The organism is Pantoea sp. GbtcB22, assembly GCF_019091025.1.
Classification (GTDB): domain Bacteria; phylum Pseudomonadota; class Gammaproteobacteria; order Enterobacterales; family Enterobacteriaceae; genus Pantoea; species Pantoea leporis.
The window spans coordinates 763,305-790,110 of record NZ_JAGXKB010000002.1; the positions used below are offsets into that span (position 1 = coordinate 763,305).

Consider the following 26,806-nt stretch of genomic DNA (forward strand, 5'->3'; position numbering starts at 1 on the left):
AGGAATTGTCCTTTGGCAACGTTCAACCAACCTTATCCGTTAGTCGCGGCGCAGCCCGGCATCTGGATCGCTGACAGCATTGCGCAGCAGCGCAATCAATTTACCGTGGCGCACTACAGCGTGCTGCACGGCGACATCAATCGCGCGGCGCTGGACAGCGCCATTCAGCAGGCAATGGCGGAAGCCGATACCGTGCAGGCGCGCTTCGGCCTGGATGAGCAGGGCAATCCGGCGCAGTGGTTTGGTGCACAAGCGCCGGTCGCGCCGGAATGGCATGATTTCAGCCAGCGCGGCGATGCCAGCAGCCATGCGCACAAACTGATGCAGGCCGATCTCGCTGCCGATCTGCCCGCCGACGGCGACAAACCGCTCTATCGTCACGCGCTGATGCGCATCGGCGACGGCAGCTGGCTGTGGTATCAGCGCTATCACCATTTGCTGGTGGATGGCTTCAGCTTTGAAGCGTTAACTCAACGCGTCGCAGCGATCTACGCCGCCCTTTGCGCCGGCGAAGCGCCCGCGCCCTCGCCGTTTACCCCGTTCACCACGGTGATTGACGAGATTCAGCAGTGGCAGGATTCGCCAGCTTTTGCCCGCTCCGCCAGCCACTGGCAAAGTTACGCGGCGGATTTGCCGGAAACCCTGACGCTTGCCAGTGAAAACGTCAGCGATCCCGGCGATCGCCCGATCAGCTGTCAGGTAACGCTGCCGCAACTGACCACGCTGCGTCAGCAGCATCCACTCGCCGACAGCAGCGAAGGCGATATCGTCAGCGCGCTGTTGGTGGCCTATCTGGCGCGCTTAAGTAATTGCCAACGTTTGTCGATTGGCTTCCCGTTTATGCGCCGCATGGGTTCGGCTGCGATTTCTGCCCTCGGCCCGGTGGTCAACGTGTTGCCGCTGATTTTCAGCGTCAGCGATGAGATGACCTTGCCGATGCTGGTGCAGCAGGTGCAAGGCGAAATCCGCAAAGCGCGCCGCCATCAGCGTTATGAGGCGGAACAGCTGCGCCGCGATCTTGGTCTGGTCGGCAGCAGCCAGGCGCTGTATGGTCCGGTGATTAACGTCAAGGTTTACCACGACGATCTGCAGTTCGATGGCCATGCAGCTCCAACGCACACGCTGGCGATGGGCCCGGTCGACGATCTCGAGTTTGAAGTCGGCTTCCGCGCTGGCGCATTGCAGCTGACGCTGGTGGCAAACCCGCGCCGCTACGAGGCAAAAACGCTACAACGTCACGCCGAGCGCATCAGCCACGTGCTCACGCAATTTGCGGCGGATGCCAACACGCAAATCGGCGCGCTGTCACTGCTGGCGCCCCAGGAACTGATCGATCTGCAACGCTGGTCGACCGGACCAACCATCGTGCCGCCCGTCGCCACTCACACCATCGTCGATATCCTGCTGCAAGCCGCTGAGCACTACGGCGAGCAAACCGCGGTGGTGTGCGGCGCGCGCAGCCTGAGCTATCGCCAGTTAGCCGATCGCGCGATGCAACTGGCGCATCTGTTGATCGCGCGCGGCCTGCAGGCTGACGATGTGGTGGCGATTGGCATTCCGCGTTCGGTGGATTCACTGGTAGCGATGTTCGGCGTGCTGGCGAGCGGCGCGGCCTATATGCCGCTCGATCTCGACTATCCGCGCGAACGCCTGGCGCTGATGTGCGATGACGCGCTGCCGAAGCTGCTGCTGACGCACTCCAGCACGCTGGCGCAAATGCCGGAGCTGCCAAATCTGCTGATTGATCAGATTGCGTTGAGCACCCTTTCTACCGCACGACCCGATACCCCACTGTGCGGCGACGATCTGGCCTACATGATCTACACCTCAGGATCGACCGGCCGCCCGAAAGGCGTGATGAGCACTCATCAAGGTTTGCTCAATCTGTTCCTTTCGCACCGCGAGCATCTGTTTGGCCCGGCGATTGCGCGCTTTAGCGCCAGCAGCCTGCGCCGCATGCGCGCCGGTCACACCGCTTCCTTCTCGTTCGATTCTTCATGGGAACCGCTGTTCTGCATGCTGATGGGCTGCGAGCTGAATATCTTCGACGAAGAGCTGCGCCGCGATGCGTGGGGCCTGATTCAGCAGATGAACGCGGTGCCGGTTGATTTGCTGGATATCACGCCGTCATTCTTTTCGCAGATGATCGACAGCGGCCTGCTGGAAGCCGATAACCATCGTCCCTCTTTCGTGATGATTGGCGGTGAAGCGGCCACGCCAACGCTGTGGAAGCTGATGCAGCAACAGCAGCAGATGGAGATCCACAACTATTACGGCCCATCGGAATACACCATCGATACGCTCGGTGCCAGCGTCATGGCGTCACCGCAGCCGGTGATTGGTCGTCCGGTGGGCAACAGCGAAGTCTATTTGCTGGATAACCAGTTGCGTCAGGTGCCGATTGGCTGCGCTGGCGAGCTGTATATCGCCGGAACCGGCATCGCGCGCGGTTATCTGCGTCGTCCCGATCTCACCAGCGGACGCTTTGTCGCTAATCCCTTCCGCGACGGCGATGTGATGTACCGCAGCGGCGACCTGATGCGCTGGCGTCAGGATGGACAGCTGGCGTTTATTGGCCGTACCGATCACCAGATTAAAGTGCGCGGTTTCCGCGTCGAACTTGGTGAAGTGGAAAACGCGCTGGTGGCGCTGCCGGAAGTCAGTACCGCCGTGGTGATCGCCGAAGTAATGGGCGCCACGCATCGCCTGATTGGTTACTGCTCGGTGCAGGATGATGCGCTGCGCGCCGATGCCGATCTCAACGCCCGTTTGCTGGCGCAACTGGCCACGCAGCTGCCGGATTACATGGTGCCTGCGGTGCTGATGGTGATGGACGAATTGCCGCTCAACGTTAACGGCAAGATTGATCGTCAGGCGCTGCCGAAGCCGCAACAGGCGCAGCAAAGTCAAAGTCGTGCCGCCAGCACGCCGCAGGAGCAGCTGATTTGCCACGCGATTGGCAGCCTGCTGGGGCTGGAGAGCGTTGGCGCGGAAGATGATTTCTTCGCGCTCGGCGGCGACAGCATCTCAGCGATGGGGCTCAGCACCGCCGCCCGTCGCGCTGGCTATCTGTTGCGTCCACGCGAAATCTTTGCCGAACGTACCGCTGCACGCATGGCGCGGGGTTTGCAGCCGCTGGCACAACACCACACCGGCGCGCGCGTCGCGCAACAGGGCGCGATTGGCGGCTTGCCGATTCTGCACTGGTTCAACGCCCAGGCGGGCATCAATGCGCGCTTTGCTCACGGCGTGCTGCTGTCGGTGCCGCCGCAGTTGCAGCTCGCACAGGTAAAACAACTGATCGATCAGCTGGCGCAGGCGCATCCGGCGCTCAACGCCTTTACGCGCGGAGATCAGCTGATTGTCGGCGAAGCGCTAGCGTCGCGCCCTGCCCGCGTGCGTGCGCTGGAGGTGCAGGACCGCGACCGCGCAGCGGAACGGGCGTTTAGCGAAGATGCTGAGGCGCTCGACCCGGCTAACGGCGCGCTGCTGCACGCCACGCTGCTGCAGCAAGATGGCGCCAGCTGTGGGCTGGTGTTAACGCTGCATCATCTGATTGTCGATGGCGTCTCGTGGCGCGTATTGCTGGAAGAACTGCAACAGGCCGGTGACGCGCTGCTCAATAACACGCCGCTGGTGATCCCCGCCGAGGAAACCTCGCTGCACGACTGGTCTGCCGCGCTGCTGGCGAACCTTGCGGCGCGCGCCAGCGAGTTACCGTTCTGGCAACAGATGCTGACGGAACCGCTGCCGCTTGTTGGGCAACGGGCGATTCAGTCCGGCGATCGCCAACAGCATCAACGCACGCTGCTGGATGCCTCAACCACGCACGCGCTGCTCAACACGCTGCCGCAGTACTATCGCGCCACCAGCGAAGAGCTGCTGCTGACCTTGTTGACCCTCGCTCTGCGCCAGCTCAACGGCAGCGCACAGCAGCGCGTCACGCTGGAATCGCATGGCCGTGCCGAACTACATGCGCAGCAGGATCTGGCGCGCACCGTCGGCTGGCTGACGGCAGAATACCCTTTACTGCTGCCGTTGCCAGAAAATCCACATGCGCCGCTCAATGAGTGCGTACGCGCGGTGAAAGCGGTACTGCGTGCGGTGCCGGATCGCGGCATTGGCTACGGGCAGCTGCGCTGGCTCGATGCACATCGCGGCGTGACGCTGGAAAAACTGGCGGCACAACACGCGCCGCAGGTGCTGTTTAACTACCTCGGGCGCTTTACACCGCGCAGCGGTGACTGGACGCCACAGCGCACCGCGCAACAGTTCCGTGACACTTTCGCGGTATTACAGGATGACGCGCTGCCGCTGCAGCACGCGTTGGAACTCAACGTCTTCGTTGAGGAGCAGCCACATGCGGCGCAGCTGGCGCTGAACTGGAGCTGGGCGGACGGCGTGCTCAACGCCGAAGCGATTACCGATTTACATCGGGCAATGGCGGCTGCCGCGCAGGCGCTGATCGCGCTGGCCCAACAGCAACCGCAGCACGCCGCCCACACGCTGGTGGCCGCCGAGGTGGCGCTGGAAGGCGTTGATGACGCGCTGCTGCAACAGCTGCATGCGCGTCACGGTGCGTTTAGCCATGCGCTGCCGCTATTGCCGCTGCAGAAAGGTTTGCTGTTCCACGCGCAAACCACCGCGCAGCAAGGCAGCTATAACTCGTTAACCCGCCTGACACTGAGCGGCGATATCAGCCCCGCAGCGGTACAAACCGCGCTCGACGCGGTGTTACAGCGTCATCCGCAGCTGGCGGCGCGCTTCGACGCCGAACTCAGCCTGCAACCGCTGCAGCTGATACCGGAAGGCGAATTGCACTGGCCGCTGACGCTGCTTCAGTTGGGCGAGGAAGAGGACATTCAGGCGTTGGAACATCAGGCGCTGGCGCAGGATCTGTTTAGCCAGCCAATCATGCTGCACGCCACGCTAATCGCCCATCGCGATGGCGCGCGCTGGACGCTGCTGCTCAACGCGCACCATCTGGTGGTGGATGGCTGGTCAACGCCGGTGATCCTCAACGATCTGCTCAGCGCGCTGCGCCAGCAAACTTTACCCGCGCACAGCAGCAGCTACGCCGACATCGTGCGTCAGCTCAGCCAGCGCGACAGCCATGAAGCGCGTCAGCAGTGGCAAGCTTGCCTGAAAGACGTGCGTCCGACGCTGCTTTATCCGCAGGCCGCCGACAGCGCGGTCAACGAAAAGCGCATTACGCTGGATGCCACGCTGGAGCGGGAACTCTATGCGCTATGCCGGGCGCGCGGCTTAACCCTGAACACCGTGATGCAGGGATTGTGGGGCTTGCTGCTGTCGGTCGCCAGCGGCCAGCAAGACGTGGTGTTTGGTGCGCCGGTTTCTGGCCGTTTTGGTCAGATTGACGGTATCGATCAGCACGTTGGCCTGTTCAGCAACACGCTGCCGGTGCGGGTGCGTTTCGATCATCAACGTCCGTTACTGGCGCAGCTCGCCGATCATCAGGCGCAGCAAATCCAGCTGATTGAGCAGGATTGCCTCGGCCTCGCCGAGATTCAGCAGTTGGTCGGCGCCGGTACGCTGTTCGATACCTTGCTGGTGGTGGAGAACTATCCGGACAACCAAACGCTGCTGGATGCCAAAGCCGCGGTACGCTGCGAAGCGATCCATAATCGCGGTTACACGCACTATCCGCTGACGCTGCTGGTGCTGCCGGGCGAACAGCTGACGCTGCTGATGGAGTATCGCGACTGCGTTAGCGAGCCGGAACGTCTGGCCGAGCGGCTGTTATTGCTGTTGCAACAGCTGGTCAGCACGCCGGATCTGCCGCTGACGCAGTGGAAGTTGCAAACGCTGGCCGAGCAATCGCTGCTCGCCTGGGTGAATAACACCGGCGTGCAGCTGGAAAATGAAACCCTGCAACAGGCGATTGCCCAGCAGGCGGCGCGCACGCCGGACGCGCTGGCGCTAATGGATGTCGACCACCGTCTGAGCTACGGCGAAATGCAGCGTCAGGCCGCGCTGCTGGCGGATCGCCTGATTGAAGCGGGCGTGATGCCAGGCGATATCGTCGCCGTGGCGCTGCCGCGCTCGGTGCGTCTCAGCATTGCACTCACTGCCATCCTGCAGGCGGGCGCGGCGTACTTGCCGCTGGATATCGGTTATCCCGATGAGCGTCTGGCTTACATGGTGGAAGATGCGCGGCCGTGGGTGCTGATCACCGAATCCGCGCTGGAAACCCGCTTTGCCACGTTTGGCACGCTGATGATGTTTGATGGTTTAGCCGGTGAACACATTCAGCCGCGCCATCCTTTGCCGCAGGCGGACGCCAGTCGCCCGGCTTACGTGCTTTACACCTCGGGCTCGACCGGTAAACCTAAAGGCGTGGTGGTGAATCAGCGCGCCATCGTCAACCGCCTGCGCTGGATGCAGGCCAGCTATCCGCTGCGCGCCGACGATGTAGTGTTGCAGAAGACGCCGTGCAGCTTTGATGTATCGGTGTGGGAGTTTTTCTGGCCGCTGATGACCGGTGCGCAGCTGATGATGGCGCCGCCGGAAGCGCATCGCGATCCGCAGGCGCTGTGGCAGCTGATCGACGATTATCGCGTGACCACCCTGCACTTCGTGCCCTCGATGTTAGCGGCCTTTGTCGGCCATCTCGCCGCGCAAACCGAGCAAGCTTGCCCAACGCTGCGCCGCGTATTCTGCAGCGGTGAAGCGCTGGCGTGCGACCTGGCGCGCAGCTATCAGGAGGTGATCGCCGCGCCGCTGCACAATCTGTATGGCCCAACCGAAGCCGCCGTCGATGTCACCTGGCAACCGGCCAGCGGCAGCGCGCTGGAAGGCCTTAACGGGCCGGGCGTGCCGATTGGTCGTCCGGTGTGGAACACGCAGCTGCATATTCTCGATAGCCTGCTGCGACCGGTACCGGTTGGCGTGCCGGGCGATCTCTATCTCAGCGGCGTGCAGTTGGCCGATGGCTATTTGCATCGCGCCGACCTTACGTCACAGCGCTTTGTCGCCGCGCCGTTTGCCGAAGGCGAGCGCATGTATCGCACCGGCGATATCGCCAGCTGGCGCGCCGACGGCGCGGTGGAGTATCTCGGCCGCAGCGACGATCAACTAAAAATGCGTGGACAGCGTATCGAGCCGGGCGAAATCGAACAGGCGCTAGTGGCGCTGCCGGGCGTGGCGCAGGCGGTGGTGGCGACGCGCGCGCTGACGCAGCACGCCACGCCGGGCGTCGATAACCGTCAGCTGCTCGGCTGGCTGGTGGCCGAAACGGGCGTGGCGCTGGATATCGACGCGGTGAAGCAGGAGCTGGGCGAACGTCTGCCCGCGCATATGCAGCCGGTCAGCTATCTGCTGCTCGACCATCTGCCGCTCAGCGCCAATGGCAAGCTGGATCGTAAAGCGCTGCCGATGCCGCAGCTCAGCGCACGCAGCGGCCGCCTGCCGCACAGCGCCAACGAGCGTTTGCTGGCGGATCTGTTCCAGCAGCTGCTTGGTTGCGACAGCGTGTTTGCCGATGACGACTTCTTCGCGCTCGGTGGTCATTCGCTGCTGGCGATGCGTCTGGCGGCGGAACTGCGTCGTCGTGAGGTGCCGCCGCTCAGCGTCGGGCAGATCATCGCCGCGCGCAGCGTGGAGAAGCTGGCGGCGCTGCTTGACGGCGGTACCAACAGTGAAAGCGGTGGCAACGGCGAACTGCTGCCTTTGCGCGCTGGTCACGGCCCGACGCTGTTCTGCATCCATCCGGCATCCGGCTTCGCCTGGCAGTACAGCGCCCTGCTGCACTATCTCGACGGCGACTTCCCGATTGTCGGCCTGCAATCGCCGCGGCCAAACGGCGTGATTGCTGCCTGTCACAGCGTGGAGGCGATGTGTGAACGTCATCTGCAGGCGATTCGCCAGCAGCAGCCGAGCGGTCCGTATTTCCTGCTCGGCTATTCACTCGGCGGCACGCTGGCGCAAGGCATTGCGTCACGTTTGCAGACGCAAGGTGAAACGGTGGCATTTCTTGGCCTGCTGGATACCTATCCGGCAGAAGGTCAGGACTGGCGCACGCCGGATGCCGATGAAGCGGAACAGGAAGTGGCGCGTGAGCAGGCCGAGTTTATGGCCGCCACCGAAGATGAGCGCGATCCGCTACTGCGTGAAGAGAAGGCAGTGATGTTTAGCACCATCGTCGCGAACTACAAAGACGCCATCGCACGCCTGGCTGAAGCGCGAACGCCGCGCTATGCCGGCCTCGCCACGCTGTTTATGGCCGAGAAAACGCTGCCGCCGGAGATGGATGTGCGCGCCAGTTGGGCACCGTTCGTTGATGAATTGACGATCTTCCCGCTGGATTGCGAACACGCCGATATTCTTTCAGCAGATTCGTTGCAGGTGCTGGGACCTTTGATAAACCGTTTGTTAGCTCGGCGTTAATTAAGGCACATACCGTAGCGACGCGATTCATCGTGTTCTGTCAAAAAACGCGCAATAAATTGCGCCGCTACGGGTGATGCAAATGTGATTCACCGTTGGAGATTTATGGCTAAGCCCTCGATATTCTTAGATTTCAGTTTACTCAAAAACAACGCCTCCTTCCGCGCGATATTCTGCGCGCGCATGCTCTCGGTATTCGCCCTTGGCATGCTGGCGGTTGGCGTGCCAGTGCAAATTCAGGCGATGACCGGCTCCACGCTGCAGGTTGGCGTGGCGGTAATGCTTGATGGCGTCGGCATGTTTATCGGCCTGCTGCTCGGCGGCGTGCTGGCCGATCGCTACGATCGCCGCAAATTAATCCTGTTCGCGCGCGGCACCTGTGGCATCGGTTTTGTGCTGCTCAGCCTCAACGCCTTCAGCCCAGCGCCTTCATTGCTGGCGCTCTACTTCCTCGCCTTCTGGGATGGCTTCTTTGGCGCGCTCGGCATGACTGCGCTAATGGCAGTGATCCCGCTAATCGTCGGACGTGAACATCTGGCGGAAGCCGGTGCGCTCAGTATGCTAACGGTGCGCCTCGGCGCGATTTTGTCGCCCGCGCTCGGCGGCATGATCATCGTTGCGGCGGGTGTCGGGTGGGCGTTTGCGGTCGCCGCGATTGGTACGCTAGCAACGCTGATTCCGCTGGTGCGTTTACCGTCGATGAAGCCCGAACAACAGGAGCCGGAGCATCCGCTGCGCGCGCTGGCGAGCGGCATGCAGTTTGTCTGCCAGCATAAAGTGGTGGGCGCGGTGGTGCTGGTTGGCTTGCTGCTCAGCATGGTTGGCGCGGTGCGTATTCTGTTCCCGGCGCTGGCGCTGACCTATCACGCCGATGCATCCGCATTAGGATTGATGTACTCGGCGGTGCCGCTGGGTGCGATGATCGGTGCCTTTACCAGCGGCTGGGTGCGGCAGTTAACGCGCCCGGGATGGGTGCTGATGGGTTGTGCGCTACTGGCATTTGCCTGTATCGCCTCACTCGGTCTTTACAGCCATCTGCTGCCCGCGCTGCTGGCGCTGGTGTGTTACGGCTACAGCAACGCCATCGCCTCGCTATTGCAGTTTATGCTGACGCAGCACCACACGCCGGATGCGCTGCTGGGACGCGTCAACAGCCTCGGCACCGCGCAGGATGTGACCGGCGATTCGGTTGGGGCATTGGGTTTGGGGGCGCTGGCACGCGTGCTGGCACCGCTGAGCAGCGTGCTGTGGTTTGGTGGACTGGCGGCGGGATTGCTGGTGCTGCTGTCGCTGGCGGCGCGCGGCCTGCGCTCGGCGCGCCTCAGTGAACAACCGGACGCGCCGCAGCCCGCCACCGCAGACGCTTAACGGGTAAACTGCCGCTCGATGCTGCTGAGCATATTGCTGGCGCTGTAGTAATCGAGGCGGAAAGTATCGTTGCCCACGGCAAAGATGTCGTGCTGCTGTACCGCCGGCAGATGGGCGAGGAACGGATTCTTCGCCACCTGCGGCACGGTTTTCTCATCAGCAGCGAATAGCAAAAGCGTGTTACCGGTGATGCCATCGGCCATGTTTTCGCCGTTCAGCTGAATAATGTCATTGCGCTTACCCATGCTGGTGCTGCCCTGAAAACTGGCGGGCGGCGCGGCCAGCGTAAAGCCCAAATCCTGTAATAGCGCGCCCTGCGCCGATGCTGGCGTCCACAAGTTCATTCCGCGTCCATCTTCGTAATAGACCAGCGCAGAGGTCGGCTGCGGCGGCAGCGTAATCTTGTGACGCACTGCTTCGACTCGTTGGTCGAATGCTGCGATCACCTTATTGGCATCAGCTTCATGGCCGGTAATCTCGCCCAGCTGCAAGGTCAATGCCTGCCAGCTTTTATCGCCGTAGTCGATCACTAACACCGGCGCGATGGTTTGCAGCTGATCGTAAAGGCGCAGCGCCGAATCGCCGCCGGTGGCGGCAATCACGATCAAATCCGGCGCTTCGGCGGCAATCGCTTCGGCATTCGGCTGTGAGATATAGAGCGGTTTAACCTGACGCGCTTTGGCCATCGCGCTCCATTGCGTAAAAAAGCCCTGCGCATCCGATACGCTGCTATTGCGGCTGGTGGCGCCGGAGCCAATCAGCGGCGCGTTAATTGCCAGCAAAGTGCCACTCAGCGTAACGCTGGTCGAGACAATGCGCTGCGGCGGCTGTTGCAGCGTGAAGGGACCTTTTGGTGTGGAGATAGTGCGCGGCCAGGTTGCGTTGGCGTGAACATGGGTGCAGATGAAAAACAGGCTAAGCAGCAGAGAAAGAGCGGGGAAACGCATCAGGTTGTCCATCACTTGATAGTTGAGAATAAATATCATTATCAAAAATAAGTGTGGGTGCAAGGGAAATTGTGCGTGGTTGCCCTCACCCTAACCCTCTCCCGCAGGCGGGAGAGGGAATAATTAGGTGGAGAGAATGGTTAGGTGGGCGCGGTCGGCTCCCTCTCCCACGCGCGGGAGAGGGCTGGGGTGAGGGGCAAATCGCACCAACCTACAACGAATAACGCCCCATCGGCGCCACAGCCTTAATCACACCATTACCCTTCATATACTCACCAAACGCCTGATAGCGCGCCCGATCAAACGCCGCACTGTGCTGGGCGAAATATGGCAACGTCGCCTGCCACGCCTCGTGATTGAGCGGCGTATTCAGCTCGGGATATTTTTCGATAAACGACTGCCACGCTTCCTGCGGGTGAGCGCGTAGCCACGCCACGCCGGCATCCAGGCCACGTAAAAACGCCGGAATGCGTTTGTCCTGCGCGGCAGTTTTCTGGTTTGCAAGGATGATCAACTCATCATAAGCAGGCACGCCGTAATCTTCCGGCTTGAACACCGTTGGCTGCGCGCCTTTGTCTTTCAGATCCAGCAGCTCATAGTTGCGAAAGATGGTCATCGCGCCATCAATCTTGTGCGTTAGCAACGCGGAGGTGCCATCCATATTCAGGTTGATAAGCTTCACCGAGTCGGCATCAACGCCCTGCGCTTTTAGCATATTGCGGATCGCCACGTCTTCGGTGCCCGGCACCGCGTAGCCGATGGTTTTGCCAGCGAAATCCTTCAGCGAGTGAATATCGTCTGACACCGTGGTCAGCGTATTCAGCGGCTGATTAATCAACGTGCCGACGCGGATCACCGGCACCTCTTTATCCACCAGCGTGTAGAGCTGCGGCTGGTAGCTGACGGCGAGATCGACTTTGCCCGCCGCCAGCAGCAGCGGCACGGACGCGGAATCGGCGGGCGCGATCATCTCCACATCCAGCCCCTCTTTCTTAAACGCGCCGCTGTGCTGGGCAGCAAAAATCGCCGCGTGATTGGGGTTGATAAACCAGTCAAGCAGCAGGCGAACTTTCTCCGCCGCCTGCACGTTAGCGGTCGCCAGCAGCAGCAACGCGGTCAATGCCATTCGTAGGGTTTTCACGGTATTTCCTTATGTAGATTGCCAGAGGATTTTCTTGCGCATCAGCGCCACGCTGCCCGAAAGCAGCAGCGCCAGAACCAGTAACAGCAGCAGCGCCGCGAAGCTGGTGGCGGTTTCCAGTCGCGCGTTGGATTGCATCATCAGATAGCCGAGCCCTTCGCTGGCGCCGACCCATTCACCAATCACCACGCCAATCGGGGCCAACACCACCGCCATCTGCAGGCCGGAGAAAAACTGCGGTAACGCGGCAGGCCAGCGCACGCGCCAGAAGATGCGGAAACGCGACGACGTAGAGGTTTGCGCCAGCTCCAGCCAACCGACCGGCGTACGGCACAGCCCATCAAACAGTGACAAGCACAGCGGGAAGAACAGGATCAAAGCCGCCACCACCACTTTCGACGCGATACCAAAGCCAAGCCACAGCACCAGCAGCGGCGCGAGGGCAAACACCGGAATTGCCTGGCTGGCGGTGACCAGCGGAAACAGCACGCGACGCAGCAGCGAACTGGCGGCCATCAGCACCGCCAGCGTCACTCCCGCGCCGACGCCCAGCAGCAGCGCCAGCACAATTTCCGCCATCGTATAGAGCGCGTGATGCCACAGCAGTTGACGATGCAGCCACAGCGCCTCCAGCACCGCCTGTGGCGCGGGCAGCAGGAAACTCGGCACGCCGCCGTGACGCGCCAGTAACCAGCCGCACAGCAGCACCACGATCAGGTAGATCGCGCTAAACACTGTTTTCATGGGTATTCAGTCGGGAGAAGAGTTGCGCCTGCGCCTGCAGGACGTCGGGATGATCAAACGGACGCGGCACGTCACCGCCGGGAACCGGCCAGCTTTCGATAGCCAGCGGCTGGCCTTGCAGCAGCAGAATGTCATCGGCCATGCGGCACGCTTCAAGCGGATCGTGCGTCACCAGCAGCACAGTTTTGCCCCGCAGTAATACGGCGGTCAGCGTTTGCAAACTGAGTTTGGTCATCACATCCAGCGTGGCGAAGGGTTCATCCATCAGCACCACGTCGCGCTGCGCATAAAGCGTGCGTGCCAGCGCCACGCGTTGCCGCATGCCGCCGGAGAGTTGATGCGGGGGTGCATGCGTAACGTCGCTGAGTTTTACCTGCTCGAGCAGCGCCAGCGCACGCGGGCGATCCGGCTTGTCGCCGCTGAGCCGCGCCGACAGCATCACGTTGTCGAGCACCGTCAGCCACGGATACAGCAGATCCTGCTGGCCCATCCACGCCACGTTGCCGCTCAAGCCCCGCACCGCGCCCTGCTGCGGTTGGAGTAAACCGGCCACCAACCGCAGCAGCGTACTTTTGCCGATGCCGCTGCGTCCCAGCATTACAGTGGTTTTGCCACCGCGCAGGTGCAGATTCAGCCGCTGACACAGCGGTTTATCGCCCCAGCTAAAGCTCACATCGTTGAAGAGAATGTCCTGATTCATGGACGATTGGCCGCCAGAATCGCCAGCTGGTGAAATCCGCGCTGCGCCAGTGCGCTGGCGGCTTGCGCGGCACGGATGCCGCTGGCGCACACCAGCACAATGCGCTGCTGGGCGGGCGGCTGCCACGCGGCGATCGCCTGCGGCAAGATGCGCTCAACGCCATCCGCCACGCTGACCGGCGCTTCTTCACAGCTGCGCAGTTCGACAATGCAGTCATCGGCGGCCAGCATTTGCAGGTCGATAAACGGCACCGCATATTCCGGCTCTTCAGCATCATCAAAGCGGAACTTGCGGAAGTGCCAGTTCACAAAATCGCAATTCACCAGACAACCGAGCGGTGAAGGCTGTAATTCCAGCAGTACGCTGAGCGCCATCTGCGCCTGCATCGCGCCAAGCGCTGCCACCGCCGGGCCCATCACGCCTGCGGTGTTGCAGTTCGCTGCCGAGGACGGCAAGCGTGGGAACAGCGCGCGATAGCTCGGCGCGCCGCCACAGAATCCGCCGACGTAACCTTGCCGCCCCAGCACCGAGGCGCTGATCAGTGGCATGCCCGCCTGCATGCAAGCATCGGAAAGTTGGTAGGTGACGGCAAAGTTATCGGCGGCATCGATCACCAGATCGCATCCCGCCAGCGCCTGCTGCAGATTACTGGCGCTCAGCGACTGTTGCAGCGCCTCGATCTGCACCTGCGGATTGCGCTGCTGCAACGCGTGCTGCGCGCGCAGCACTTTGGGCTGGTCGATATCCTGCTGCGTAAACAGCGTTTGCCGATGCAGGTTATGCAGCGCCACCACATCGTCGTCATACAGCCGAATATAGCCGACCCCCGCGCCCACCAGCTGCGGCAGGAGCGTGGCGCCTAATCCGCCCGCGCCCGCCACCAGCACACGCGCGTTAAGTAACTTTTGCTGCCCAGCTTCGCCGATTTCCGCCAGCATCATCTGGCGTTGATAACGTTGCATAGTTGCCGTCCTTAACTCAGATTTGCCAGACCGAAGATCGGCGTGGACGCGGCTGCCATATCGCGCTTCTCCATCAGTCCGGCAGCGCGCGCGGCCTGTCCGGCTTCAATCGCCAGCCGGAAGGCGTTGGCCATGCCGACTGGATCGCCGGCTTTGGCGACGGCGGTGTTGAGCAAAATGCCATCGAAGCCCATTTCCATCGCCTGCGCCGCCTGCGACGGCGCGCCAATGCCCGCATCAATGATCAGCGGGATGTCGCTGAACCACGCGCGCATGGCGCGCAGGCCATCGATGTTGCGCAAACCCTGGCCGGAACCAATCGGCGCGCCCCACGGCATCAACAGTTCGCAACCCGCCGCCAGCAGTTTTTCGCCAACGATCAGATCTTCGGTGGTGTACGGAAATACCTGAAAACCCTCTGCGCAGAGGATGCGCGCGGCTTCCACCAGCGCGAAAGGATCCGGTTGCAGCGTGTCGGCGTGACCAATCACTTCTAGTTTGATCCATGCGGTGTTGAACAGTTCGCGCGCCATGTGCGCGGTGGTGACGGCCTCTTTTACCGTGTGACAACCGGCGGTATTCGGTAACACGTGGATGTTGAGCCCGGTCAGCAGTTCGCGGAAAGCCGCGCCTGCCGCGCCTTCGCGCCGCAAACTGACGGTGATGATGTCGGTGCCGGCGGCGGCAATCGCCTGCTGCAAAATAGCGGGCGAAGGATAACCGGCGGTGCCGAGCAGGAAGCGTGATTGCGGTTCAAAATCGTAAAACATCGCTTAACCTCCCTGCATCGGTGACAGCACTTCGAGCTGGCAACCTTCATCCAGCCGCTGCGTGTCGTACTGACTTTTTGGCACAAAAGCACCGTTGTAGGCGGTAGCGACGCAGGCCACATCAATTTGCTGCTCGATCAGCAATTCGCTCAGGCTTGTTGCCTGGGTGTTGATGAGGCGGCCGTTAAGCTGAATATTCATTATTAAGTTCCCCAGAAATGCGTTGCATTAGCTGCTCTGCCAGCATTGGCGCCAGCAGAAAACCGTGGCGATACATGCCGTTGAGATAAAAGGTGTGATTGTGATAGTGGATTTCCGGCAGATTCGCCGGATAGGCCGGACGCAGCCCGCTACCGCTCTCAATCACGCGCGCTTCGGCTAAGGCGGGATGGATGGCATAGGCGGCGCTGAGTAACTCCATCATGGCGCGCGCGCTGATGGCGCTGGCATCGTCGCTCTCAATCATGGTGGCGCCGAGCATAAAGTGGCCGCCGCGACGCGGCACCAGATAGCAGGGAAAACGCGGATGCAGCAGACGAATCGGGCGGGAAAACTGCACTTCATCGCTGTGCAAAATCAGCATCTCGCCGCGCACCGCACGCAGGCGCGGCAGTTGCGGCGCGGCGTGGATGCCGCGACAATCGATAATTTGGCCGCTCGGCGCGTGATTGCTGAATGACACGCCGCGGGCGATCAGCGCGTCACGCATCTCCTGCAACGCCAGACGCGGATCGAGATGCGCTTCCCCGGCGAAAAACAGACCGCGCGCAAAGCGCCCTTCCAGCGCCGGTTCAATGTTGGCGGGATCGACCCATTGATGCTGCTCGGTCATGCGGGCGAAACGGTTGAGTTCCTGGCTATCGCGCGGCGGCGCAACCACCAACGTGCCCTGATGCTCGACGCTGCTGACGCGCTGTTGCCACCACGCGGCGGCGTGTTGCCCAACAGTGATAACATCGCGCGGCGCGCTTTCGGCTTCACACCAGGGCGCTAGCATGCCGCCAGCAAACCACGATGCCGGGCGGCGCGCGTCATCGCCCATCACCTCAACGTCTTCACCGCGTTCCGCCAGCAAAGTGGCTACGCATAGGCCCGCCACGCCGCAGCCAAGCACGCTCCAGCGGCTCACAGCGCCGGTTCCAGGATGTTCAAACAGGGGGAATTCACATCGGCCTCTCAGTGTTAGCTGAGACCCGCAGATACAGGAGAAGGGAAATGGCGCATCCATCGAGCTTGCCTGAGCGCCAGACAGCCAAATGAAAAAGACTGTCAGTCTTCCTACGCCAGTATCAACTGGGTCAGGTTCAAAGGGTCGCTAAACCGCGCAGTGCGCTATTAGCCTCTCAGTCTCTTTGGTGAGACTCCCCCGACGCGTCTATTTGTATTGCAGCCGATGGTCGCCGTCAAGCGCGGAATAACCGGATGCTTTACGTGGCATTTAGCATCACGGCATTTATCGCTACTTAGGCTTTGTGGATCACAAACGTAACATATGGTATACAAACACATTATTTTATGCGCAAGAACAGATTACAGGTGATGTCGGAATAACCATGAACAATATTAAAATTGCATTTATTAAAGCCGGCTGGCACAAAGAAATTGTCCATAATGCCCTGGTGGGTTTTGAAAAAGAATTAGCCGATCAATCCGTAGAAGCGGAATTAAAAGTGCTGGAAGTGCCTGGCGCATTTGAAATGCCGCTGCTGGCTAAGCGTCTGGCCGAAACCGGCAAATACGATGCGATTGTCTGCGCTGCGCTGGTGGTTGATGGCGGTATCTATCGCCATGATTTCGTTGCCGCTGCGGTGGTTGATGGCCTGATGAATGTGCAGCTGACCACCAACGTACCGGTATTTTCCGTTTCATTAACGCCACATAATTTCCAGCCGGTTGATGTGATTGAAAACTTCTACACCGAGCATTTTATTAAGAAAGGCAAAGAAGCGGCGCGCGCGGTGTTAGCGATTCATAATTTGTCGATTGATTGATGCGTCAATATTGCCAGATGCGATGATTGAGCGATCCTGCTAAAAGAAATGACGGCACATAATGTGCCGTCATTGTCATTAATTAGAACGTGTTTAATTCCTCACGATCGTCTGGCTTCCAGCCATTCTCTGTTTGCACTGCTACGCCGCTTTCGCTATTAACGCGCATATCGTTAGCGGAAATATCCAGCGAAACTTCCTCGATGCTTTCCTCCGCTACCGTTGCAAACAGCGCTGGTTGAGCATCCTGCAGCAGCGACTCAATGCTAAAAGTGGATTCGCTTTCCTCACTCATCGCACCGAACACCGCGGATGAACGAACAAACAGCACAAATGTATTACTGATTTCACTGCCAACCTGCGCGGTAACCTGATTCAAACCCTGGTTCAGCGATGTGCTGAGTTCTAACTCCCAGCGGCCTGCAGAATCCGCAACCGTAGACCCCAACGCGCGACCTTGCTGATCAAGCAACGTGACTGTTTCACCTGCGGGTGCAGAACCAGTAAACGTTGGACGATCATCGTCGGTAGGCAAGATATTCCCATTCACAATGTTTTTGACCACACCAACATTATCCAGAGCTGTGCTGTCGATGCTTAATGGTGTTGGGATATGGGTGTCAACCTCCACTTCAATTGGCTGGCTGATCTGATTACCAATTTTTGCATACACCTGGTTCACGCCTTCATGCAAATCTTTGGTGATCTCCAGTCGCCAGATCCCTCCCGTGTTGGTGACGGTTTTACCCAACGAACGGCCATTTTCATCGAACAGCTCAACTTGTTTTCCTGCCGGTCCGGTGCCAGTGAAGCGTGGACGGGTATCGTCGGTGGTGCCCTCGCCCACCGTGACATAACCCGGTACGCGCACATTGTCGTAATACTGATTATCAATGGTGACAGGCGTAAGGTTGGCGGTATTCACCGTTAAGGTAAATGCGCCGCTGACCTGCGAACCAGACATCGCCACAACACTGTTTGGTCCTTCATTGAGTGGCGTGGTGATTTCCAATGACCAGTTGCCATAGCGGTTAGCCGTTGTACTGCCTAACACACGGTTTTGCTGATCATATAAGGTGACAAGCTGACCTGCCGCCGCGCTGCCAGAGAAGCTCGGACGATCATCATCGGTTACGCCACCTGAGCGTATGGATGCAGAAGTACCCACATTATCGTAGGCGTATGGAGAGAGGGTAACGGGGGTAAAGTCAGGTGCCACCACAGTGAAATCAAAGGTGCTGCTGCTCTGCGTGGCGGTTTTTGCCATCACGCTATGCTGGCCGACATTCAGTTCACGGATTATTTCAACAGACCATTTGCCCGAGTTATCGGCTACGGTGCTGCCCAAAGGACGATTGTTTTCATCGTAAAGCGTCACGAGTTGATTGGCGCCTGCCGTACCTGAAAACGTCGGACGATTATCATCGGTGCTGCCGCCAGCACGGAATTCTGTGTTTTCACCCACGTTATCAAGCGCTGAAGGCGAGATCACTACCGGCGTACTGGCCGGTGTCGCAATCGTCAGCTCAAACGAACCACTCACTTGCGTAGCGGTTTTTGCCACCACATTATGGTGGCCGTCCTGCAAATCACGGATGATTTCCAGTGACCAGCGGCCATCAGAGCCTGCAACGACGCTGCCCAACGAACGGTTTTTTTCGTCATACAACGTCACCAGCTCACCCACGCCTGCGGTGCCGCTAAAGGTAGGACGTTGATCATCAGTGGTGCCACCCGCGCCAAACATGCCCGACGTTTTGACATTATCGTAAGCAGTTTGGTCCAGTGTTACCGGCGTGACGGTGTGCGTTGATACGACAAACTCAAAGCTGGCGCTGGTCTGCGTCCCGGTTTTAGCAACGATTGTGTGGTTACCGTTACCTAATGCCTGGGTAATCTCGATTGACCAGTTACCAACACGGTTAGCCACCACGCTACCCAAGGCACGATTATTCTCATCAAACACCGTGACCAACTGGCCTGGGCCTGCGGTGCCGGTGAAAGTAGGACGTGTATCATCGGTGGTTGCACCGGCATAGAAACGCCCTTTGGTGCCCACATTGTCGTAAGCATATTGATCGAGCGTGACCGGTAAAGCCGTTGGTGATACCACAGTCAGCTCAAATGCACTGCTGCTGCCAGAACTGGTTTTGGCCACCAGCTTATGGTTGCCCTCCGCTAACTCGTTTCTAATCTCCAGCGACCAGTTGCCGAGACGATTAGCCGTTGTGGTTCCCAATGCACGATTAAACTCATCATAGATTGTCACAACCTGACCTGCGCCCGCCGTGCCGGAGAAGCTGGGACGATTATCGTCGGTCGTTCCACCCGAGCGGAATGAACCTTGTGCTGCCACGTTATCGTAGGCGTAGGTATTCATGGTAACAGGCGTGCCAACAGGCACCTGTACCGTAAAATTAAAGCTTTCGCTAACCTGATCATCGGCCTTTGCCACCACACGATGGGCGCCGTTACTTAAATTAGCAGGCAATTCAAGCGACCAACGACCAGACTCATCAGCCTGAACGCTGCCTAACACACGATCGTTTTCATCATGCAGCGTCACGATCTGAAGAGCAGCAGCATTACCGCTGAAGGTAGGACGCGCATCATCCGTAACGGTGCCCTGGCGAATATCACCGGTTTCACCGACATTATCGAAAGCAACGTCATCAATGCTAAGGGGATTAATGATATTTGCCGCATCCACGTTAATTTTCCACGGCGCGGTCTCCACCGTTTGATCGGTGGAAGAGAGGCTGATGTCATGCGGACCAGCGCTTAATGGCGGCGCAATCGTCCAGGTCGCGTTACCGCCCTCATCCAGCGTCAACGTCGTGAGGGTTTTACCGTTATCCAGTACCTGCACCGTGGCACCAGGACGGCCCGTGATCAGCATCATCGGCGTGGCATCGCTGGTGAGCGTAGCGCTTGCGTTGCCCGGCTGAATCTCCTGATCGGCAGCATCAACGTCGTAGAGACCTTTAATCTGCGCACGCGGCGTGGTGGTTGCCCCGGCGGTAAAGGTGAACGCCGCAGAGGATACACCGCTCTGCTCAGCACGCAGTGACACCGCGCCAGTGAAAGGCGCTTCGGAAGGGGGCTGGAAACGCCACTCGCCTGCTTCATTCGCCACGACGCTGCCAAGATAATGTTGTCCATCATAGAGATCGATACGACTGTTTGGTGCAGCGCTACCATATACTGCTGGACGTATCTCATCTGTCACCGAGCCGGGAATGACAAAATAGTCTTCAGATTCGGTACGTAAAAAATTAATAGCGAGAATGGGGCTGGTGTTAATGCCAGAAGTAGTAAAATGTTGCATCGATAGGTTCCTTTTAAATTACAGTAAAGCTCATCAAAAGATACCCGGCAGGTGAGTAGAGCAATAGCGCGCGCGTCTTGGTTATTAATAGTCACAAGCTATCATTAATAGTGGCAATACTGACCTTAAATATTTTTAGCTTACTTTTTTGGCACAAATCGGTCGCCATAAATGGCGACCCTGCAGACAGCATTAATTATTTGAACAGGTCCTTGCGATATTTAAACAATTCCAAATCGCTGCATATACCTAACTTTTTCATTGCTGACTGCTTATGCCCGCTTACCGTTTTACGACTGCGTTTCAATTTAGCCGCAATTTCTGGAATCTCCATTCCTTCCATATAACAATTCACTACCTCTGCTTCGCGCGGCGTCAATAATTTAACCGGCATAAGGGCTTCGCCTTGAGGCAGATAAATACCGTGGGCAATTTCTTCATCATTTTTTCGTAGCGGCACCTGTGTCAATCCCTCAGCAATGTGTTGTGGAACATAACGTTGACCATTAGCCAGCGTGCGTATCGCTGACACATAGGTTGCCGCTTCCTCTCGTTTAGATAAATACCCACGCACACCTAACATATAAGCTGCACGAATAACTGCCAGACTATCCACGGAAGTAGAAAGTAATATTCTAAGATAGGGAAAATGTAATAACAGATGTTTTATTAATGATAATCCATCCATCTCATCATTCTGCAAAATATAATCCAGCACCAGCACATCACAATGCGAAATTCGCAGCCAGTTAATAAGTTCCCGGCTGTGCTGGAATTTACCCACTATAGTCAGACCTTGTTCGCCAGCGCATAGCACGTCAAACGAACGCAAAAATATCGGATGATCGTCCAGAATAACCAGACGGATCGGTGAAGTTGTTATTGTCATTTTAATCTCGTATTTTCGCTCCGCATTTCGCGGGTGTTATCTGATTAACGTTGTGGCACGTTTTTAAGCCAGTTCATTAATTGACCCGCGCTGGCATAGCCACGGAATATTGAGCTGTAACCATCAAAGCGGTTAGTTACTTCTGCCACACGGTTGTTGTAGTAATCCGACTCGGCGCTCAGCACATCCAACAGCGTGCGTTTGCCAAGGTGATACCACTGGTCAAAGAAATCCAGACGAATACGGTCTGATTCTCGTGAAAGATTGCGATACAGGTCGGCGCGTTGCAGCATCGAACGGGCATCCTGATCGGCTGCTCGCACACGCTGCTCAAGGTCGTTACGCTGCTCTTCAGACTCTTCGCGCATGGCGCTGGCACGCTGCACCGCTGCCTGTTCAGCTGCTTTAGCCGAACCACCACGGAACAGACCCCAGCTGACGTTGATGCCGGTTTGCCATGATTGCTCGCGACCGTAATAGTCTTTACCCGTGTCCTTGCTCACCACCCAGTTAACTTTTGGCAATGAGGATGATTTCAGTGCATCCGCCTCTGCGAACGCGGCTTGAGACTGTGCCTGCGCTTTGGCTAAGGTTGGATGTTTCTCAACCTGCGCTAACAACACGTCTAACTGCGAAGGTTGTAGCTGCCACTGCATGGCAGGCGGTAACGGTACCTGTGTCTCACCTAACAGACGATAGAGTTGAATTTCCGTGTCGCGTGCTTTAGAAACCGCGTTATCTAACGCAGACTGCGCTTGCAAGAAGCGACCTTTCGCCTGTGTTAATTCGCTACGACGCCCCTGATCCGCAGAAACAATGCCGCTCAACATGGTGACCAATTCCTGCATGCGCGCAACATATTGCTTGCTCATTTCTATCACTAAACGCTGCTTACTGAGTTCCACTAATCCATTACTCACCTGCCATGCAAGATCTTCCATCTGCGCGGTATTTTGGTAACCCGCCGCTTTTACTGTGTACTCTTTGCTCTTGATGGTGTTACTGGTCTGGCCGAAATCAATCAAATTAGTAGCAACATTGACGCCGAACGCGGGCATATTGCTGTCGCTAGCATTGCGATTGCCTTTACCAAATTCGTAACGACGTGAATTGGAGGTGACATCCACCTGCGGCCAGCGTTGACCTTTTACGTTGCTAACATCTTCTTTTGCCGCTTCGATCTGCAGCTGTGTGCTGCGCACCTGCGGGCTGCGCTGTAAGGCTGTCATCACTGCGCTGTAGAAAATGTTGCGCAGCTCAAGCTCTCCCGGACTCGCCTGTACCACGGTCTGCGGCGCACGTGCTACCGACAAACGTGGCTCTGGTGTCAGAGCCGGTTCCACATTTTGCGTTAACGTGGTGAGTTGCGGCGCAGAGGTTGCCGGCCTAAATACCGGTAATTCACTGCTACCTGCACTGCTCGTCAGGTTGCTTTCTGTTCGCGACATTTCACCTAACAATTGGCGTTGCGGTACTGGCGTTGGCGCAGCGGCCTGACGAATCGGTGCTGGCGTCGTGACAATCGCGGTGGCAGCCGGTGCCGGCGAGACCAATGACGGTGCGCTTGATTTAGCTGCCGGCACGCTTGCCAGCAGGGTTTGCGACGATGCCACGGGTACAGATCGCGGTGCCGGAGCCTGGACAGGAGGCTTTTGCGCACTCGGCGTTGGTGATACCAGGCTTTGACTGCGCATTGCCAGTTTTTGTGCCATTTCGTCTGCTGAGACGGCTTTGGCTTTCGGCGTCGATTTCACAGCCGGTTTAGGCTGCGAAACTTCCACGAACATTAACAATTCATCATCGTCATTCGACGCGGTCTGCGCCGTGCCACTTTGCACGGCGATCAGTGACCCGATCAGCAATGAAAGCATACGTTGTGAACATTTAATCTGTTTCATAATTCTGGCCTCTATTAACGCTCACGGAACGCTTCGCGGGCTTTCATCACCGGTTTCAGCAGGTAATCCAGAATGGTTTTTTCACCGGTACGGATTTCGACGGACGCGACCATGCCAGGAATAATCGGCAGCGCTTTGCCGCCGGCATTCAATGCGCTGGTATCGGTTAACACCATCACGCGGTAGTAGGTGTCATCTGGACGACCCGCTGCCGCTTTAGCGTCATCTTTCAAGGTGTCTGGACTGATAAACTCAACCTGTCCTTTCAAGCCGCCGTAAATCGCGTAATCGTAAGCGGTGATTTTCACTGTGGCCGGTAATCCCGGGTGCAGAAACGCCACATCGGAAGGACGGATCTTAGCTTCCACCAACAGTTGGTCTTCCAGCGGCACAATCTCCAGAATGTGTTCACCCGGTTGAATGACCCCGCCAATGGTGTTGAAGCGAATGTTCTTCACCGTGCCCTTAACCGGCGCGATGATGGTGGTGCGGTCAACAATATCGGCGCGACCAATCAGGTTTTCGCTGGTTTGTGACAGCTCTAATTCCAGCTTGTTGAGCTCGGAGTTGGCGTCCGCCTGATAACGGTTACGGCGCTCCACAATCTGTGCCTGAATCTCATTGGCCTGGCGCTGCATACGCAGCAGTTCAACTTCAGAAAGCAAACCACGCGCAGCAAGAGGTTGTGCCAGGCGAATCTCACGCATTGACAGTTCATAACTACGCTGCAGGGCGCTAACTGAGTCATCCAATGCGCGTTTACGTGATTGATAGGCTTTGGTTTCCTGGGCAATGACGATCTGATCTTTACGTACCTGCTCATCATCAAAGATCAATGGTTGGTTGTAAGCTTCAGCACGCAGACGCGCGATAGTGGCTTTCAAGCCCACCACTTTATTAAGGGTTTCGCGATAGCTTGCCTGAGCACGCGTTGGGTCGATTTTCAGCAGCACCTGACCGCGCGCCACCTCTTCACCTTCACGTACATTCATCTCAGCCAAAATTCCGCCTTCGAGACTTTGAATGATCTGTTCGCGGCTTTTAGAGATGATTTTGGCTTCGCCTTTGGTGATCTCTTCCACACGGGCGAAATGTGCCCAGGTCAACCCCCCCACAATTACGGCGATAACCACCCACAGCACTACACGTGACCCCGGTGTGCGTTGGGTTAACAGTGAAGACTGGATGTCATCTAAGAAGTCGGCGTCCACTGCTGACAGTTTCGGTTTACGTTTAAATAAGCTGGCCATCAGGCAGATACCTCAACATCTTTGTCCGACGCCTTGGCTGGCGCAGAGCGCGAAACCATTGGGGTGGAAGGTTTAGTGGCAGCAACCGGCTGGTTTGCAGCGGGCTGAGGCTCGTTATTGGCGGCAGGCTGCTGGGCGGCCTGATTGACTTTGGCGGTTGCAACCGGTGCGGGCTGGCCGCTCAGGCGGGCCAACACCACCTCTTTCGGTCCATCGATCGCCACTTTCCCGGCATCAATCACGATGATGCGATCGACCAGCGCCAGTAGTGACGGACGGTGTGTGACCACCACCAGCGTGTGTCCCTGGGTAGCGCCGTGCAGATGCTTCAGGAATTGCTGCTCGGTTTGGCTGTCCATGGCGCTGGTCGGTTCATCCAGCAGCAGTACTTCCGGGCGGCTCAGCAATGTTCTTGCCAGCGCCACTAACTGGCGTTGACCACCGGACAAGCTGCAACCGTTTTCACCTACCGGTAAGTTGATACCCAGCGGATGGCGGGCGGCGATTTGATCCAGCCCGGTCAGACGCAGCACACGTAAGAACTCGTTGGGTGCCGCATCTGGCATGCCGAGCATTACGTTTTCACGTAGCGTGCCGTAGAACAGACGTGAATCCTGACTCACGAATCCGATATGGCGACGCCAGTCCGCCGGATCGATTTGGTTAACATCCAGACCATCGGTGAACAATTGTCCGCCGGTAGGCTGATACAGGCGCGCCATCAGGCGCAGCAGCGTGGATTTACCGCTACCGATTGAGCCCAAAATCGCGGTACGTTCACCGGCTTTGATATCAATGTTGATGTTTTTCAGGATTTCCGGGTTTGGCTGCATCGGCGGAGCGGGGTAAGAAAAGCCCACACCTTTCAATGCCAAATCACCTTTCAACTCGGGATTGGCGATGTACTCTTGCTCGCTGTCGCGATCAGTAGGCATCTCCATCAGCTTGTTCAGTGAACCCAGCGCGGCTTTCGATGACTGATAACGCGTGGCTAAGCCGATGACCTGGCCCAATGGACCGGTAGCGCGGCCCGCTAACATCACGGTACCGATCAAGCCACCCATGGTGAGATCGCCCGCATCAATCATGTAGACGCCAATCAGAATCAGCATCACCGTCTGGAACTGCTGCAGGAACGTCACTGAAGTCGTTGCTAACGTCGAGTAACGCTTGGATTTTGAACCGCTGTTGGCCTGCAAGGCGCTGAACTTCTGCCAGCGGCGTTGCATATGCACCTGACCGTTAGTAGCCTTCAGCGTTTCCATACCTTCGATGGACTCAATCAATACGCCCTGCTTCAGCGCGGCATCTTTCAGATTCTCTTTCATGATCTTCGCCAGCGGCCACTGAATAATGACGCTGATAATGATGATTAAAGGCAGCATCAGCAGCGGCACAAAGCCGAGCGGACCGCTAATCGCAAAGATAACGCCGACAAACAGCAGCACGAACGGCAGGTCAGCCAGCGCCGCAAGCGTGGCGGAGGAGACGAAATCACGCAGTGATTCGAACTCACGCAGCTGGTTGGCGAAGGTGCCGGAAGACGCCGGCTTGTGCTCCATACGCACTTCTATGGCCTGGCGGAACAAAATGCTGCCGACAATCAAATCCGCTTTTTTACCTGCGGTATCCAACAAGTGGGCACGAATAAAACGCGTTAAGCCTTCAAACAACATGGCAATGGTGACGCCAATCGCCAGTGACCACAGCGTGACGAACGCCTGATTTGGGATGACGCGGTCATAAACATTCATAGTGAAGAAGATGCTTGCCAGTGCCAGCACGTTGATCAATACCGAGGCCACAGCGGCACTACGGTAATAACGGCGGTAGCGCCATAATGTGCTGAATAACCAGTGTTTCTGGTTTTCTGGCAGACCCTCTTCCACGCGACGATCTACCTTGGCCGTTGGCTTGGCGAGGATGGCAAAACCGCTGTACCACTCGGCGATTTCCGCGTGTTCAATTTCAACCGGTTGGTTGCCTACTTCTGGCATGACAACCTGATAGAACCAGGTCATTTTGTCTTCGGCATTTTTCTTGCGTGATCGATCAAGCAAGATGCAACCGCCAGAGCCTTTGCGCACCAGAATGGTGGGCATGACCTGTTGTGGGATATCCCACAGGCTGCGTTCGACCAGGCCTGGCGTAATGCCGGCGCTTTCCAGTGATGTCAGCGCCAGCGATGGCGATAATAAAACGTCTTTTGGCAGGCCTGCGGTTAGCGCGTCAAAGCTGCGGCCAAGGCCATAGTGACGGCACATCCAGTCCACGCTTTGCAGCAGCGTATCGTCAATACGCGTTTGCACACGTGCCAGTGACTGCAATTCCTGCTCGTGTTGTTGGTTTTCAGAATCTGTTGCGTTCATTCACCGCATCTCTTTCTTCGTTAAGTCCGGCCCGCTCATGTCG

The 26,806-nt window shown here is 58.0% G+C and carries 16 protein-coding genes and 1 riboswitch; of the genes, 3 read left to right on the plus strand and 13 right to left on the minus strand.

The features are described from left to right. Nucleotides 1–12: 12 nt before the first annotated feature. Nucleotides 13–8,406 carry a non-ribosomal peptide synthetase gene (locus KVT28_RS11395; protein WP_217548472.1) on the plus strand — a complete coding sequence of 2,798 codons (8,394 nt, stop codon included), beginning with the start codon at nucleotides 13–15 and terminating at the stop codon, nucleotides 8,404–8,406. Nucleotides 8,407–8,511: 105 nt separating this feature from the next. Beyond that, the gene (entS, locus tag KVT28_RS11400; RefSeq protein ID WP_101761742.1) at nucleotides 8,512–9,774 is read left to right on the plus strand and encodes an enterobactin transporter EntS; all 1,263 of its coding nucleotides are present in this window, start codon (nucleotides 8,512–8,514) and stop codon (nucleotides 9,772–9,774) included. Here the strand turns inward: entS and fepB are convergent. The 8 genes from fepB to KVT28_RS11440 all read right to left on the minus strand — a co-directional run bounded on the left by fepB (nucleotide 9,771) and on the right by KVT28_RS11440 (nucleotide 16,167). After that, nucleotides 9,771–10,721 carry a Fe2+-enterobactin ABC transporter substrate-binding protein gene (gene fepB, locus KVT28_RS11405; RefSeq protein WP_101761793.1) on the minus strand — a complete coding sequence of 317 codons (951 nt, stop codon included), beginning with the start codon at nucleotides 10,719–10,721 and terminating at the stop codon, nucleotides 9,771–9,773. The genes entS and fepB overlap by 4 nt on opposite strands. 211 nt (nucleotides 10,722–10,932) lie before the next feature. Further along, nucleotides 10,933–11,862 (minus strand): ABC transporter substrate-binding protein, encoded by a 930-nt coding sequence (locus KVT28_RS11410; protein ID WP_217548474.1) that lies wholly within the window; start codon nucleotides 11,860–11,862, stop codon nucleotides 10,933–10,935. A 9-nt stretch (nucleotides 11,863–11,871) separates the two neighbouring features. Then, nucleotides 11,872–12,606 carry an ABC transporter permease gene (locus tag KVT28_RS11415; protein WP_101761744.1) on the minus strand — a complete coding sequence of 245 codons (735 nt, stop codon included), beginning with the start codon at nucleotides 12,604–12,606 and terminating at the stop codon, nucleotides 11,872–11,874. Then, complete coding sequence (locus tag KVT28_RS11420) at nucleotides 12,590–13,306, minus strand: ABC transporter ATP-binding protein (protein ID WP_217548477.1); 717 nt, start codon at nucleotides 13,304–13,306, stop codon at nucleotides 12,590–12,592. The genes KVT28_RS11415 and KVT28_RS11420 overlap by 17 nt, the downstream gene beginning before the upstream one ends. Continuing rightward, nucleotides 13,303–14,268 (minus strand): HesA/MoeB/ThiF family protein, encoded by a 966-nt coding sequence (locus KVT28_RS11425; protein ID WP_101761746.1) that lies wholly within the window; start codon nucleotides 14,266–14,268, stop codon nucleotides 13,303–13,305. The genes KVT28_RS11420 and KVT28_RS11425 overlap by 4 nt, the downstream gene beginning before the upstream one ends. An 11-nt stretch (nucleotides 14,269–14,279) precedes the next feature. After that, entirely contained in the window at nucleotides 14,280–15,038 is a 759-nt protein-coding gene (locus KVT28_RS11430; protein ID WP_101761747.1) for a thiazole synthase, read from the minus strand. A 3-nt stretch (nucleotides 15,039–15,041) separates the two neighbouring features. Continuing rightward, the gene (thiS, locus tag KVT28_RS11435) at nucleotides 15,042–15,239 is read right to left on the minus strand and encodes a sulfur carrier protein ThiS (RefSeq protein WP_101761748.1); all 198 of its coding nucleotides are present in this window, start codon (nucleotides 15,237–15,239) and stop codon (nucleotides 15,042–15,044) included. Next, a complete protein-coding gene (locus KVT28_RS11440; RefSeq protein ID WP_101761749.1) occupies nucleotides 15,223–16,167 on the minus strand; it encodes an FAD-dependent oxidoreductase in 945 nt (314 codons plus the stop codon). Before KVT28_RS11440 ends, thiS begins: the two co-directional genes overlap by 17 nt. A gap of 129 nt (nucleotides 16,168–16,296) precedes the next feature. Continuing rightward, nucleotides 16,297–16,416, minus strand: a riboswitch (TPP riboswitch). Between the two features lie 175 nt (nucleotides 16,417–16,591). On the opposite strand from KVT28_RS11440, the gene KVT28_RS11445 reads away from it, so the two are divergent. Then, nucleotides 16,592–17,029, plus strand: coding sequence for a 6,7-dimethyl-8-ribityllumazine synthase (locus KVT28_RS11445; protein ID WP_101761750.1), 438 nt, complete (start codon nucleotides 16,592–16,594; stop codon nucleotides 17,027–17,029). Between the two features lie 82 nt (nucleotides 17,030–17,111). Here the strand turns inward: KVT28_RS11445 and KVT28_RS11450 are convergent, their stop codons facing one another. The 5 genes from KVT28_RS11450 to KVT28_RS11470 all read right to left on the minus strand — a co-directional run bounded on the left by KVT28_RS11450 (nucleotide 17,112) and on the right by KVT28_RS11470 (nucleotide 26,763). After that, nucleotides 17,112–20,357 carry an Ig-like domain-containing protein gene (locus KVT28_RS11450; RefSeq protein WP_217548479.1) on the minus strand — a complete coding sequence of 1,082 codons (3,246 nt, stop codon included), beginning with the start codon at nucleotides 20,355–20,357 and terminating at the stop codon, nucleotides 17,112–17,114. 196 nt (nucleotides 20,358–20,553) lie between these two features. Beyond that, nucleotides 20,554–21,246, minus strand: a complete 693-nt coding sequence (locus KVT28_RS11455; protein ID WP_217548481.1) for a response regulator transcription factor — start codon at nucleotides 21,244–21,246, stop codon at nucleotides 20,554–20,556. A gap of 44 nt (nucleotides 21,247–21,290) precedes the next feature. Beyond that, nucleotides 21,291–23,144, minus strand: coding sequence for a TolC family protein (locus KVT28_RS11460; RefSeq protein WP_217548483.1), 1,854 nt, complete (start codon nucleotides 23,142–23,144; stop codon nucleotides 21,291–21,293). Between the two features lie 14 nt (nucleotides 23,145–23,158). Continuing rightward, nucleotides 23,159–24,394, minus strand: a complete 1,236-nt coding sequence (locus KVT28_RS11465) for an HlyD family type I secretion periplasmic adaptor subunit (RefSeq protein ID WP_101761754.1) — start codon at nucleotides 24,392–24,394, stop codon at nucleotides 23,159–23,161. Next, nucleotides 24,394–26,763 (minus strand): type I secretion system permease/ATPase, encoded by a 2,370-nt coding sequence (locus KVT28_RS11470; RefSeq protein WP_217548486.1) that lies wholly within the window; start codon nucleotides 26,761–26,763, stop codon nucleotides 24,394–24,396. The genes KVT28_RS11465 and KVT28_RS11470 overlap by 1 nt, the downstream gene beginning before the upstream one ends. Nucleotides 26,764–26,806: the final 43 nt, after the last annotated feature.